Annotated in this window: 10 protein-coding genes; all 10 read right to left on the bottom strand. The window is 62.6% G+C overall.

The features are described from left to right. Positions 1-217: 217 nt before the first annotated feature. A complete protein-coding gene (tilS, locus tag NY023_RS06170) occupies positions 218-1501 on the bottom strand; it encodes a tRNA lysidine(34) synthetase TilS (RefSeq protein WP_013971264.1) in 1284 nt (427 codons plus the stop codon). A gap of 135 nt (positions 1502-1636) precedes the next feature. Next, complete coding sequence (gene accA, locus NY023_RS06165) at positions 1637-2584, bottom strand: acetyl-CoA carboxylase carboxyl transferase subunit alpha (protein ID WP_013971263.1); 948 nt, start codon at positions 2582-2584, stop codon at positions 1637-1639. 106 nt (positions 2585-2690) lie between these two features. Continuing rightward, the gene (gene dnaE / locus NY023_RS06160; RefSeq protein WP_013971262.1) at positions 2691-6215 is read right to left on the bottom strand and encodes a DNA polymerase III subunit alpha; all 3525 of its coding nucleotides are present in this window, start codon (positions 6213-6215) and stop codon (positions 2691-2693) included. A 251-nt stretch (positions 6216-6466) separates the two neighbouring features. After that, on the bottom strand, positions 6467-7090 hold the full coding sequence (rnhB, locus tag NY023_RS06155) for a ribonuclease HII (protein ID WP_013971261.1): 624 nt from the start codon (positions 7088-7090) through the stop codon (positions 6467-6469). A gap of 1 nt (position 7091) precedes the next feature. Beyond that, positions 7092-8219, bottom strand: coding sequence for a lipid-A-disaccharide synthase (gene lpxB, locus NY023_RS06150; protein WP_013971260.1), 1128 nt, complete (start codon positions 8217-8219; stop codon positions 7092-7094). Between the two features lies 1 nt (position 8220). Continuing rightward, positions 8221-8997, bottom strand: coding sequence for an acyl-ACP--UDP-N-acetylglucosamine O-acyltransferase (gene lpxA / locus NY023_RS06145; RefSeq protein WP_013971259.1), 777 nt, complete (start codon positions 8995-8997; stop codon positions 8221-8223). Continuing rightward, on the bottom strand, positions 8994-9434 hold the full coding sequence (gene fabZ, locus NY023_RS06140) for a 3-hydroxyacyl-ACP dehydratase FabZ (RefSeq protein ID WP_004375427.1): 441 nt from the start codon (positions 9432-9434) through the stop codon (positions 8994-8996). Before fabZ ends, lpxA begins: the two co-directional genes overlap by 4 nt. A 114-nt stretch (positions 9435-9548) precedes the next feature. Continuing rightward, positions 9549-10604, bottom strand: coding sequence for a UDP-3-O-(3-hydroxymyristoyl)glucosamine N-acyltransferase (gene lpxD / locus NY023_RS06135; protein WP_013971258.1), 1056 nt, complete (start codon positions 10602-10604; stop codon positions 9549-9551). 1 nt (position 10605) lies between these two features. Further along, positions 10606-11109 carry an OmpH family outer membrane protein gene (locus NY023_RS06130; RefSeq protein ID WP_015269197.1) on the bottom strand — a complete coding sequence of 168 codons (504 nt, stop codon included), beginning with the start codon at positions 11107-11109 and terminating at the stop codon, positions 10606-10608. Positions 11110-11153: 44 nt separating this feature from the next. Beyond that, on the bottom strand, positions 11154-13514 hold the full coding sequence (gene bamA, locus NY023_RS06125; protein ID WP_013971256.1) for an outer membrane protein assembly factor BamA: 2361 nt from the start codon (positions 13512-13514) through the stop codon (positions 11154-11156). Between the last annotated feature and the right edge of the window lie 59 nt (positions 13515-13573).

Here is a 13573-nt window from a genome sequence, read left to right as displayed (position 1 = left end):
AGGAAGGCCGAAGCCCCCGATCACCTGCGTCAATCACAGTGCATCTCGAAAAACTGCCGCGTCTGTACAGACCAGGGGTATCCCCGGCATGGAGCTCGCTCGTCATTTCCAGAATCAGCCCAGCAAAAAACTGCTTGGTAATCGGCAACTCCTGTGTTTTCGCGGAACCCACAGAAGCTGTATCAAGAAGGGAGGGTAGTCTACCCGAATGTACCCTTCAGCTCAAACCTTGCGCGTTCGTCGGCAACTGCCAGGACAGCTGGCAATCAGCCTGCACCAGCCCGGGCAGGTTGGCCACCGCCAGCAAGCGTTCGCCCTGGTACAGCAGTGGCAGGCGCGGGCGCAGGAAAAGCGGCACCTGCAGTTCGTTTAACAGGCGCTTGAGGTCGCGTCGGCCGCGGCCGGGGACATCCAGCACTTCACCGCCCTGGCGGTAGGCAATGCGCAAGCCGCCCAGCGGCGCTGCGCCAACAAGACGCACCCTGCCGTTACCCGGCAACAGCAAAGGCTTGGTGGGATCGGCCCAGGGCAGTTCGCCGACGGGCAGCTGCAGCCAGTCACCACTCAACCACCAGATGCGGCCATGACTGCGCAGCAACTGCCCATCGGCAAGCTGCCAGGCGGGCCGGGCATCGGCCGCGGCATCGCGCAGGTCCGCCCAGCCGGCCCAGTGTCGGGTGTCGGGCAGGCGGGTACGGTGGCTCAGCCAGTACTGCAGGGCATTGCGCTGACGGGCCGGCGACAGCGCCACCAGGTTGGCCAGATCGAGGGAGTCCAGCCCCGGCCAAGCCAGCGGCGCGCCCTCCCCGGCGAGCGCCAGGTCGTCCTGGGCAAGCTCGTCCAGCAGGCCTTGGGCTTCGCTCAGGTGCTCGGCGGCGCGGGCAAGGTTCTGGCTGGCCTGCGGCCAACGTTGCCGAAGCAGCGGAAAGACTTCGCTGCGCAGGTAGTTGCGGGCAAATTGTGTGTCAGCGTTCGTCGGATCTTCGATCCAGGCCAGCCCATTGACCTGGGCGTGGTCCTGCAGTTGCTGGCGGGAACAGCCCAGCAACGGCCTGACCAGGCTACCCTGCCCTAGCGCCCGCTGCCCCGGCATTGCAGCCATGCCACGCAGGCCTGCGCCGCGCAGCAGGCGGAACAGCAGGGTTTCGGCCTGGTCGTCGCGGTGCTGGCCGGTGAACAGGATGTCGCCTGGGCCGAGGGCTTGCCTGAAGGCAGCATAGCGGGCGTCGCGGGCGGCCTGTTCGAGGCTGGCGCCGGGGATGACCTGGACGTGGATGACCTGGAGTTCGATGCCGAGATTGTCGCAGACGGTTTGGCAGTGGGCGGGCCAGGCATCGGCGGCGGGTTGCAGCCCATGGTGGACGTGGATGGCGCGCAATGGAGGGGATGCGTGATTGCGGGCGTAGTCGGCCAGCAGGTGCAGGAGGACGGTGGAATCGAGGCCGCCGGAGAAGGCGATGTACCAGGCTGGGGCGTTGAGCCAAGGGGTGAGGTTGATCATCGAACCCGCACTCAATTCGAGAATGCATTCGCGGGTGAACCCGCTCCCACAGGGATCGCGCCGTTTCAGAGGGCTGCGCAGTACCTGTGGGAGCGCCCGCGAACACCGGCGAAGCCGGTGCCATTCATCTCGCTATCAGATACCGTAGCTCATCAGGCGATCGTAACGGCGAGCCAGCAGCGCGTCATGGTCGAGCTTGCCGAGCATGTCCAGCTGCTGTACCAGGTCGGCACGGATGCTTTCCGACATCTTCGCCGGGTCACGGTGGGCGCCGCCCAGCGGCTCCTGGATGACCTTGTCGACGATGTTCAGGCTCTTCAGGCGCTCGGCAGTGATGCCCATTGCCTCGGCCGCGTCAGCTGCCTTGTCGGCTGTCTTCCACAGGATCGAGGCGCAGCCTTCCGGCGAGATCACCGAGTAGGTGGAGTACTGCAGCATGTTCAACTGGTCGCACACACCGATGGCCAGCGCACCGCCGGAACCACCCTCACCGATCACGGTGGCGATGATCGGGGTTTTCAGGCGCGCCATCACGCGCAGGTTCCAGGCGATGGCCTCGCTCTGGTTGCGCTCTTCGGCGTCGATGCCCGGGTAGGCGCCCGGGGTGTCGATGAAGGTCAGGATCGGCATCTTGAAGCGCTCGGCCATTTCCATCAGGCGGCAGGCCTTGCGGTAGCCTTCAGGGCGCGGCATGCCGAAGTTGCGGCGTACCTTCTCGCGCACTTCGCGGCCCTTCTGGTGACCGATGACCATGACCGGCTTGCCGTCCAGGCGCGCAGTACCGCCGACGATGGCAGCGTCGTCGGAGAAGTGGCGGTCGCCGTGCAGCTCTTCGAACTCGGTGAAGATGTGCTCCAGGTAGTCCAGGGTGTAAGGACGACGCGGATGACGAGCCAGGCGGGCGATCTGCCAGCTGGTCAGGTTGCCGAAGATGCTTTCGGTCAGGGTGTTGCTCTTGTCTTGCAGACGGGCAATTTCATCGCTGATGTTCAGCGAGTTGTCGTTGCCTACCAGGCGCAGGCCTTCGATCTTGGCTTGCAGGTCGGCAATCGGCTGTTCGAAATCGAGAAAATTCGGGTTCATAGTCATCCGTCTTGGGTCTACGGCCAGGCGGCCGGCCGGTTGATCCGTTTGGCGCCCTACCTTAAGGGATCAGGCGCATTCAGGTCGAGATTAAATTTTTGTCGGTTCAACGATATTGCAGGAAGACGTTCTCACGCCCGAACTGGTCACGCAGCGCCTGAATCAGCCCATCGGCCGGGTCGATAGCCCACTGCTCGCCGAACTGCAGCATGGCCTTGGCGTCGCTGCCGGTGTATTCGAGAGTGATCGGGCAAGCGCCGCGATGGCGGGTAATCAACTCGCCCAGCCACTTCAGCCGGTCGCCCTTGAGCGCTTCGTGTGCCACCTTCAGGCGCAGGCTCTCGGCCAGCTTGGTGCGCGCATCTTCCATGGTCATCACCTGCTTCACCCGCAGGCGCAGGCCACCGGAGAAATCGTCGTTGCTGACCTCGCCTTCGACAACCACCATGGCATCGGTCTGCAGCAAGGACTGTGCCGCCATGAAGGCATCGGCAAACAGCGACGCCTCGATGCGCCCGGAGCGGTCATCCAGGGTGACGAAGCCCATCTTGTCACCCTTCTTGTTCTTCATCACCCGAAGGGCAATGATCATGCCGGCGATGGTCTGGGTATCGCGTGACGGCTTGAGGTCGATGATGCGCTGGCGGGCGAAGCGGCGGATCTCGGTCTCGTACTCGTCGATCGGGTGGCCGGTGAGGTACAAGCCAAGGGTGTCTTTTTCGCCCTTCAGGCGTTCCTTGAGGGTCAGTTCGCGCACCTTGCGGTGGTTGGCGTAGACGTCGGCATCCGCCTCTTCGAACATGCCGCCGAACAGGTCAACGTGCCCACTGTCAGCGGTGTGGGCGGCCTGCTCGGCAGCCTTGATTGCCTCGCCCAGCGCCGAGAGCAGGGTTGCACGGTTGATGTCGATGTTGGCGTGGTAGGCCTTGATCTCGTCATGGAAGTGCGGGCCCAGGCGGTCCAGCGCACCACTGCGGATCAGCGCGTCGAGGGTGCGCTTGTTGACCCGTTTGAGGTCGATGCGCTCACAGAAGTCGAACAGGTCCTTGAATGGGCCACCCTGGGCGCGGGCCTCGACGATCGCCTCCACCGGGCCCTCGCCGACGCCCTTGATGGCGCCCAGGCCGTAGACGATGCGCCCGTCATTGTTGACGGTGAACTTGAAGTCGGAGAAGTTCACGTCGGGCGCGTCGAGGCGCAGCTTCATGCTGCGCACTTCCTCGACCAGCACCACCACCTTGTCGGTGTTGTGCATATCCGCCGACAACACCGCAGCCATGAACGGCGCCGGGTGGTGGGTTTTCAGCCACGCGGTCTGGTACGACACCAGGCCATAGGCGGCGGAGTGGGATTTGTTGAAGCCGTAACCGGCGAACTTTTCCACCAGGTCGAAGATGTTACCAGCCAGGTCTGCATCGATATTGTTGTTGGCACAACCTTCGATGAAACCACCGCGCTGCTTGGCCATCTCCTCGGGCTTCTTCTTACCCATCGCACGGCGCAGCATGTCGGCGCCGCCGAGGGTATAGCCAGCCATCACCTGGGCGATCTGCATCACCTGTTCCTGGTACAGGATGATGCCGTAGGTCGGTGCCAGCACCGGCTTCAGGCCTTCGTACTGGTAGTCCGGATGGGGGTAGGCGAGCTCGGCGCGGCCGTGCTTGCGGTTGATGAAGTCGTCCACCATGCCCGACTGCAGCGGGCCTGGGCGGAACAACGCCACCAGTGCGATAAGGTCTTCCAGGCAGTCGGGCTTGAGCTTCTTGATCAGCTCTTTCATGCCCCGCGATTCAAGCTGGAACACCGCCGTGGTTTCGGCCTTCTGCAACAGCTCGTAGGTCTTGCGGTCGTCCAGCGGGATGAAGTCGATGTTTACATCGGGCAGGTTCTTCTTGGCCTGCTCGCGGTTGATGATCTCCATCGCCCACTTGATGATGGTCAGGGTCCGCAGGCCGAGGAAGTCGAACTTCACCAGGCCGGCGGCCTCGACGTCATCCTTGTCGAACTGGGTTACCAGGCCGCCGCCCTCTTCATCACAGGCGATCGGCGAGAAGTCGGTGAGCTTGGTCGGGGCGATGACCACACCACCGGCGTGCTTGCCGGTACCGCGTGTCACGCCCTCGAGCTTCAGGGCCATGTCCCAGATTTCGCGGGCGTCTTCGTCACCCTTGAGGAAGTCGCGCAGGATCTCTTCCTGCTCGTAGGCCTTTTCCAGGGTCATGCCCACTTCGAACGGGATCATCTTCGACAGGCGGTCGGCTAGACCGTATGACTTGCCCTGTACCCGCGCCACGTCCCGCACCACCGCCTTCGCCGCCATGGTACCGAAGGTGATGATCTGGCTGACCGCGTTGCGGCCATAGGCTTCGGCCACATAGTCGATCACCCGGTCACGGCCATCCATGCAGAAGTCGACGTCGAAGTCGGGCATGGAAATACGTTCAGGGTTGAGGAAGCGCTCGAACAGCAGGTCGTAGGCCAGCGGGTCGAGGTCGGTGATCTTCAGTACATAGGCCACCAGCGAGCCAGCACCCGACCCCCGGCCCGGGCCGACAGGCACACCGTTGTTCTTGGCCCACTTGATGAAGTCCATCACGATCAGGAAGTAACCGGGGAAGCCCATCTGGATGATGATGTCCAGTTCGAACTTCAGGCGGTCCAGGTAAACCTGGCGCTTCTCTTCGTAGTTGGGCGTGGTCTCTTTCGGCCACAGCACTGCCAGGCGCTCTTCCAGGCCTTCGTGGGACACATGCCGCAGGTAGTCATCGATGCCCATGCCATTGGGCGTGGGGAAGTCGGGCAGGAAGTACTTGCCCAACTGCACCTGGATGTTGCAACGCTTGGCAATCTCGACGGTGTTGGCAATGGCGTCGGGCAGGTCGCTGAACAGTTCGGTCATTTCTTCGGCCGACTTCAGGTACTGCTGGTCGCTGTACATCCTTGGCCGGCGCGGATCGTCGAGGGTCCAGCCCTCACCGATGCATACGCGGGTTTCGTGAGCATCGAAGTCCGATTGCTTGATGAAACGCACATCGTTGGTTGCCACCAGCGGAGCGCCGAACCTGTCGGCCAAGGCCACGGCGGCGTGCACATATTCCTCGTCGCGGGCGCGGTTGGTGCGCTGCACCTCGACATAGAAGCGCTCGGGGAACATCGCCATCCAGTCCTGCAGCAGGGCCTCGGCTTCATCTTGCCGCCCCGCCAGCAAGGCCATGCCGATGTCACCTTCCTTGCCTGCGGACAGGGCGATCAAGCCCTCGCTGGCCGGGGCGATCCATTCACGCTGAAGGATCACCAGGCCGTTGCGCTGGCCCTCGGTCCAGCCGCGCGAGATCAGCTCGGTGAGGTTGCGGTACCCCTTGGGGTTCATGGCCAGGAAGCAGATACGCGACAGCGGTGCTTCCGGGTCGGCAGCGGCCAGCCACAGGTCGGCGCCGCAGATCGGCTTGATGCCCGCGCCCATGGCAGTCTTGTAGAACTTTACCAGCGAGCACATGTTGCTCTGGTCGGTGATCGCCACCGCCGGCATGTTCATCCCGGCCAGCGCCTTGGCCAGCGGCTTGATCCGCACCAGGCCGTCGACCAGCGAGAATTCGGAGTGGACGCGCAGGTGAACGAAGGGAACCGACATGGAAGATCCTGTAGCAGTGCTGAACGACAAGGGCGGGATTGTAGCGTAAATGGGGATAGGATTTGGGATTGCGGTGTCGGCCAGAGAATAAAGAATGTGCGCGCACCGCCCCACTGTGGGAGCGGGTTCATCGAGGCGTCGAACCGCCGCGAAGAATCCAACGCGGTGTATGGCACCGGCTGCGCCGGTGTTCGCGGCTAAAGCCGCTCCCACAGAGGATAGCGTGACATCTGCAGCAACGAACTAATAGGTCAGATCAGGGAGTCGGTAACGCCTTCACGTGCGTCCCACGCGGCCCGCACCGGGGCAAAGGAGCGCCGATGAATGGGCGTAGGCCCCAACCGTGCCAGCGCCTCGAGGTGCACCGGGGTCGGGTAGCCCTTGTGCCCGCCAATGCCATAGCCCGGGTAGATCAGCTCGAATGCGCTCATCTCCCGGTCACGGGTCACCTTGGCCAGGATCGACGCCGCCGCGATGGCCGGCACCTGGCTATCGCCCTTGACTACCGGCGACGCCGGTACGGCCAGTTTCGGGCAACGGTTACCGTCGATCAGGGCCAGCTTCGGTGTAATGTGCAGGCCTTCCACCGCGCGCTGCATGGCCAGCATGGTCGCGTGCAGGATGTTCAGGCGGTCGATTTCCTCGACCTCGGCGCGGGCGATGCAGAAGCTCAGGGCCTTTTCGCAGATCTCGTCGAACAGCGCCTCGCGCTTGGCTTCGGTGAGCTTCTTCGAATCGTTCAGGCCGAGGATCGGGCGCGCCGGGTCGAGGATCACCGCTGCGGTCACCACCGCGCCGCACAGCGGGCCACGGCCCACTTCGTCGACGCCGGCGACCAGGTCTTCGACCAGGTTGAAGTCCAGTCCAATTTGCATGTCACCGGTCCTTGAGCAAGGCCAGTACCGCCTCGGCCGCCTGGTTGGAGGCGTCACGGCGAAGGGTGCGGTGAATTTCGTCGAAACTTTCGGTCTGCCGGCTGCCATCGGCTACCAGCGGCGCCAGGGTATTGGCCAGTGCTTCGCTGGTGGCGTCATCCTGCAGCAGCTCGGGTACCAGCGCACGCTGGGCCAGCAGGTTCGGCAACGAAACGTAGGGGCTCTTTACCAGACGTTTGAGGATCCAGTAGGTCAGCGGCGCCAGGCGATAGGCCACAACCATCGGCCGCTTGTACAGCAGCGCTTCGAGGGTGGCAGTACCCGAGGCGATCAGCACCGCGTCACAGGCCGCCAGGGCCTGGTGCGACTGGCCATCGAGCAGGGTCAGCGGCAGCTTACGCCCTTCGAGCATCTGCTCGATCTGGGCGCGCCGCGCGGCATTGGCACAGGGCAGTACGAAACGCACGCCCGGTACCTGCTGGCGCAGCCTTTCGGCAGCATCCAGGAACAGTGCCCCCAGGCGCCCTACTTCGCCGCCCCGGCTGCCCGGCATCAACGCCACTACCGGCCCTTCGCCCAAGCCCAGCGCGGCACGCGCCGCAGGACGGTCGGCTTCTAGCGGGATGGTATCGGCCAACGGGTGGCCAACGAAGCGCACTGGCACGCCCTGCTCTTCATAGAACCGCGCCTCGAATGGCAACAGCGTCAGCATCAGGTCGCAGCCTTCGCGAATCTTCAGCACACGCTTCTGCCGCCAGGCCCATACCGACGGGCTGACGTAGTGCACGGTCTTGATCCCGGCCTGACGCAGTTTCAGTTCGATGTTGAGGGTGAAGTCGGGGGCATCGATGCCGATGAACACATCGGGTTTTTCACCGATCAGGGTCTCGATCAGCAGCTTGCGCCGCTTGAGCAGCTCGCGCAGGCGCCCCAGCACTTCGACCAGGCCCATGACGGCCAGGCGCTCCATGGGGAAATAGGATTGCAGGCCTTCGGCTTCCATCAAGGGACCACCAACGCCGATGAACCGTACATCGGGGTGGCGTGCCTTGATGGCACGCATCAAGCCTGAACCGAGAATATCGCCGCTGGCCTCACCTGCGACCAAGGCTACGCAAAGCTGGGCCATGTCAGCGGGTGATGCCGCGGGCGGAGTTCACGATCGACTGGCGGAACAGATCGACCTCAGGGTGCTTCGCAGCCAGTTCGTCCAGCTCCTTGAGCGCGTCTTCGACGGTCAGGCCCTGGCGATAGACGATCTTGTAGCAACGGCGCAGCACATGGATCACCTCGTCGCTGAAACCCCGGCGGCGCATGCCTTCGAAGTTCATGCTGCGGGCTTCGGCCGGGCTGCCGAACACGGTGACGAAGGCCGGGACATCCTTGCCGATCGCCGTGCCCATGCCGGAAAACGCGTGGGCACCGATATGGCAGTACTGGTGCACCAGGGTGTAGCCGGACAGGATCGCCCAATCCCCCACGTGCACATGGCCGGCCAAGGCCGTGTTGTTGACCAGGATGCAGTGGTTGCCGATGACGCTGTCGTGGCCGATGTGGGCATAGGCCATGATCAGGTTATGGTCACCGACGGTGGTTTCAGAACGGTCCTGGACGGTACCGCGGTGGATGGTCACCCCTTCGCGGATCACATTGTGGTCACCGATCACCAGGCGCGTCGGCTCACCCTTGTACTTGAGGTCCGGGGTGTCTTCGCCGATCGAGGAAAACTGAAAGATTCGGTTGTGCTTGCCGATGCGGGTCGGCCCTTTGAGCACAACATGCGGGCCGATAACGGTGCCCTCCCCGACTTCCACATCAGGGCCAACGATCGACCAGGGGCCGACCTCGACACCATCGGCCAGCCTGGCCGACGGGTCGATAATGGCCCGAGGATCAATCGAATTCATAGGGAGCGTTCCGCGCAGGTGATTTCTGCCGAGCAAACCGGCTTGCCGTCGACCAGGGCGCGGCACTCGAATTTCCAGATCATGCTCTTGCGGCTGAGGAACTTGGCTTCCAGCACCAACTGGTCACCTGGCAGTACCGGCTGACGGAAACGCAGCTTGTCGGAGCCGACGAAGTAGTACAGGGTGCCATCGGCCGGTTTGGCGTCGAGCATCTTGAAACCGAGGATACCCGCGGCCTGTGCCATGGCTTCGATGATCAGGACGCCCGGCATGATCGGGTGCGCCGGGAAATGGCCGTTGAAGAACGGCTCGTTGATGCTGACATTCTTGTAGGCACGAATGCTCTGGGCCTCGTAGTCCAGCTCCGTCACGCGGTCCACCAACAGGAACGGGTAACGGTGAGGCAGGTATTCGCGAATCTCGTTGATGTCCATCATTTCGGGGGGGAAGCCTGTAATAAGAATAGGGAGCGCAGGTGCTGACCACACGCTCCTTTTGCAGTCCAAAGAGGAGCCAGCTAGCGACTGTTCACTCTTGCTCAGGGAATGGTATCAGCCTTCTGATGTCGGCTGGCCACCTGAGGTCACGGTATCGACGCGTTTTTCCAGCTGCTGGAGACGCTTGGCCATGTCGTCCAGGTGGCGGATACGCGCGGCGCTCTTGCGCCATTCAGCCAGTGGCTGCATGGCAGTGCCGGAAGAATAGGCACCCGGTTCGGTGATCGAACGGGTCACCATGGTCATCCCGGACACGAAAACGTTATCACAGACATCGATATGACCCACCATGCCGACACCTCCGGCAATGGTGCAATGCTTGCCGATGCGCGTGCTGCCGGAAATCCCGACGCATGCAGCCATGGCCGTATGCTCACCGATCTGAACGTTGTGGGCGATCTGGATCTGGTTGTCGAGCTTGACCCCATCAGCGATGCGAGTATCCGACAGTGCCCCGCGATCGACCGCAGTGTTGACACCGATTTCCACGTCGTCGCCGATGGTAACACCACCGATCTGGGCAATTTTGCGCCACACGCCCTTCTCGTTGGCAAAACCGAAGCCTTCACCGCCAATCACGGCACCTGACTGGATGACCACACGCTTGCCGATGGTCACATCATGGTACAGGGTGACCCTCGGGGCCAGCCAGCCGCCCTCACCGATCACGCAACGGGCACCGACCACACAGTGTGCTCCCACACTGACATTGGCCGCGATGCGCGCACCGCTTTCGATGACCGCGAACGGCCCGATGCTGGCACTGGCGTCCACCTGCGCGTCCTCGGCCACCACGGCGCTGGGATGAATACCCGCCACAGCCTTGGGTTTGGGGTCGAACAGGTGGGAGATGCGCGCATAGGCCAGATACGGGTCGGCGACGATCAGCGCATTGCCGGCAAAGCCTTCGGCGTCCGCCGCCTTCAGCAGCACCGCAGCCGCCTGGCTGCTATCCAGGAACTTGCGGTACTGCGGGTTGGCGAGGAAGCTCAACTGACCTGGGCCAGCCTCCTGCAAGGTGGCCAGCCCGGTAATCTGCAGCGCCTCGGGGCCCTTGAGAGTGGCGCCGAGGGCCTCGGCCAACTGGCCTAGCGTCATGGTCACGGTCATATCAACGGGCTTGGTTCATGCGCTCGATGACCTGGCGGGTGATGTCGTACTGAGGCTTGACATCGATGACCGCGCCACGCTCGAGGACCAGGTCGTAACCACCTTTCTTGATCACTTCCTCGACAGCGCCATCCAACTTCGGCTTCAGCTGCTTGAGCATGTCGCGGTCAGCAACGGCCTTGGCTTCGTTCAGTTCCTTGGACTGGAACTGGAAGTCACGGGCCTTCTGCTTGAACTCGAGTTCCAGGCGCTCGCGCTCCTGCTGCTGCATCTTGTCGCCGCCCTTGATCAGACGGTCCTGGATGCCCTTGGCGCTGCTTTCCAGGCTTTTCAGCTTGGTCAGTTGCGGGCCGAACTTCTTCTCGGCATCCACCGCGTATTTCTTGGCGGCGTCCGACTCCAGCAGGGCCATCTGATAGTTCAGGACGGCAACCTTCATTTCGGCGAAAGCCGGGGTGGCGACAAGCGCCGCGGCCACTACGGCCAGTTGGGTCAACTTACGCACGATGCACTCCTGGATAAACCGTTGTCATTAAGCGAGGGCCGACCTCAGAAGGTCTGGCCCAGAGAGAATTGGAACACCTGGGTGTCGGCATCGTCCGGCTTCTTCACCGGCATTGCCAGGCTGAAGCTCAGCGGGCCCAGTGCGGTGATCCAGGTCACGCCCAGGCCGACCGAGCTGGCCATACCCGAGAAACCGACCTTCTCGCAATCAGGCTGGTTGCCGCAATTGGTGTCGAACACGTTACCCACATCCCAGAACACGGACGTGCGCAGCGAACGCTGATCCTTGACGAATGGCAGCGGGAACAGCAGCTCCACACCACCTTGTACCAGCACGTTGCCACCAAACGGCAACGGATCCTGGTCCGGGTCGGCAATGGTGCCTGGCTTGCCACCGTTGGCCTCGCCGCGGCTTGGGGTACTGCGTGGGCCCAGGCTACTGTCCTTGAAGCCACGGACGGAGTTGAAGCCACCCGCGAAGTAGTTCTCGTAGAACGGCAGGCCGGAGGTGCTGCCGTAACCATCACCATAGCCCAGTTCGGTGTGCAGGCGCAGGGTGTAGTCGTTGGTAATCGGCTTGAACAGCTGGCCGCGGTAGTCGAGCTTGAAGAACGACAGGTCGCTGCCCGGAATGGTGGATTCCAGGGTCAGGCTTTGCGAGTGACCACGGGTCGCCAGCACGCCTTTGTTCAGGGTCGACTCCGACCAGCCGATCGAGGCCTTGAAGTTCAGGAAGCTGTCGCCTTCCTCTTCGAGGAAATCGAAGATCTCGTCAACGGTGTACTTGCCGGTCTTGATCTTGTCCTGCTGCACGCTCAGGCCATAGGTCAGGCGCGAGGTCTCGCTGATCGGGTAGCCGAGGCTGACGCCTGCACCGTAGCTGTCCACCGCGTAGCTGGCCACGTCGACGTCGAGGTCGTCGTAGTCGGTGCTGCGGTAGAAGGCGTTGTAACCCAGGCTCACGCCATCGGCAGTGAAGTAGGGGTCAACGAAGCCGAAGTTGTAGCGGGTCTGGTATTCCGAACGGGTCAGGCCGATGGATACCTTGTTACCAGTACCGAGGAAGTTGCTCTGGCTGATCGAACCACCGAGGATCAGGCCGGCGCTCTGGGCGAAACCGACGCTGGCGGTGATCGAGCCGGAGGCCTGTTCCTCGACGCTGTAGTTGACGTCGACCTGGTCGTCGGTGCCCGGCACCGGCGGGGTCTCGACGTTCACTTCCTTGAAGAAGCCCAGGCGTTCCAGGCGGGTCTTGGACTGGTCGATCAGGTAGGTCGAGGCCCAGCCGCCTTCCATCTGGCGCATTTCGCGACGCAGCACTTCGTCTTCGGTCTTGGTGTTGCCGCGGTAGTTGATGCGGTTGACGTAGGCACGCTTGCCCGGGTCGACCACGAACATGATGTCGACGGTGTGGTCTTCATCGTTCGGCTGCGGCACGCCGTTGACGTTGGCGAAGGTGTAGCCTTCGTTACCCAGGCGGCGGGTGATCAGCTCGGAGGTGCTGGTCATCACCTTGCGCGAGAACACCTGGCCAGGCTGCACCAGCAGCAGCGACTTGACCTGGTCTTCCGGCACCTTCAGGTCACCGGACAGCTTCACGTCACGGACGGTGTACTTCTCGCCTTCGTTGATGTTGACGGTGATGTAGACGTGTTTCTTGTCCGGCGTGATGGACACCTGGGTGGAGGCGATGTCCATGTTGATGTAGCCGCGGTCCAGGTAGTAGGAACGCAGGCGCTCCAGGTCACCGGAGAGCTTTTCGCGGGCGTACTTGTCGTCGTTCTTGAAGAACGACAGCCAGTTGGTGGTCTTCAGCTCGAACAGCTGCGCCAGGGTCTCGTCGTCGAACACGTTGTTGCCAACGATGTTGATGTGCTGGATGGCGGCGACGGTGCCTTCGTTGATCTTGATCTTCAGCGCCACGCGGTTGCGCGGCTGCGGCACCACCTCGGCGTCGACCTCGGCCGAATAGCGGCCCTGGGCCACGTATTGGCGCTGCAGTTCGTTACGCACACCTTCGAGGGTGGCACGCTGGAAGATCTCGCCTTCGGCCAGGCCGGATTGCTTCAGGCCTTTCATCAGGTCTTCGGTGCTGATCGCCTTGTTGCCTTCGATCTCGATGCTCGACACCGACGGGCGTTCGACCACGTTGATGATCAGGACATTGCCATCGCGGTTCAGCTGAATGTCCTGGAAGAAGCCGGTCTTGAACAGGGAACGGGTCGACTCCACCAGTCGGCGGTCATCGGCCTGGTCGCCGACGTTCAGCGGCAAGGCACCGAAGACACTGCCGGCGGAAACCCGCTGCAGGCCGTTGACGCGGATATCGGAGATGGTGAAGGACTCGGCGTGAACTTCAGCGATCATCAGTGCGGACATGACCGCAGTTAGCAGCAGACGTTTCATGAAGTCCTTTTATTCCAACTGGCAATAAACAGCCCGCCGCGACAAGACGGCAGGTTTCG

Origin of the sequence: Pseudomonas sp. NBB, from assembly GCF_032701105.1 — a bacterium.
In the GTDB taxonomy this organism is placed as follows: Bacteria; Pseudomonadota; Gammaproteobacteria; order Pseudomonadales; family Pseudomonadaceae; genus Aquipseudomonas; species Aquipseudomonas asiatica.
The sequence above is the reverse complement of the archived record's forward strand: the minus strand, read 5'-3'. Positions and strand labels throughout refer to the sequence as shown.

Coding starts and splice junctions, on each gene's coding strand:
- lpxB (WP_013971260.1), bottom strand. CDS start 8,219: ATGGCCCAGCTTTGCGTAGCCTTGGTCGCAGGTGAGGCCAGCGGCGAT.
- rnhB (WP_013971261.1), bottom strand. CDS start 7,090: ATGCAAATTGGACTGGACTTCAACCTGGTCGAAGACCTGGTCGCCGGC.
- fabZ (WP_004375427.1), bottom strand. CDS start 9,434: ATGATGGACATCAACGAGATTCGCGAATACCTGCCTCACCGTTACCCG.
- dnaE (WP_013971262.1), bottom strand. CDS start 6,215: ATGTCGGTTCCCTTCGTTCACCTGCGCGTCCACTCCGAATTCTCGCTG.
- tilS (WP_013971264.1), bottom strand. CDS start 1,501: ATGATCAACCTCACCCCTTGGCTCAACGCCCCAGCCTGGTACATCGCC.
- lpxA (WP_013971259.1), bottom strand. CDS start 8,997: ATGAATTCGATTGATCCTCGGGCCATTATCGACCCGTCGGCCAGGCTG.
- bamA (WP_013971256.1), bottom strand. CDS start 13,514: ATGAAACGTCTGCTGCTAACTGCGGTCATGTCCGCACTGATGATCGCT.
- accA (WP_013971263.1), bottom strand. CDS start 2,584: ATGAACCCGAATTTTCTCGATTTCGAACAGCCGATTGCCGACCTGCAA.
- lpxD (WP_013971258.1), bottom strand. CDS start 10,604: ATGACCGTGACCATGACGCTAGGCCAGTTGGCCGAGGCCCTCGGCGCC.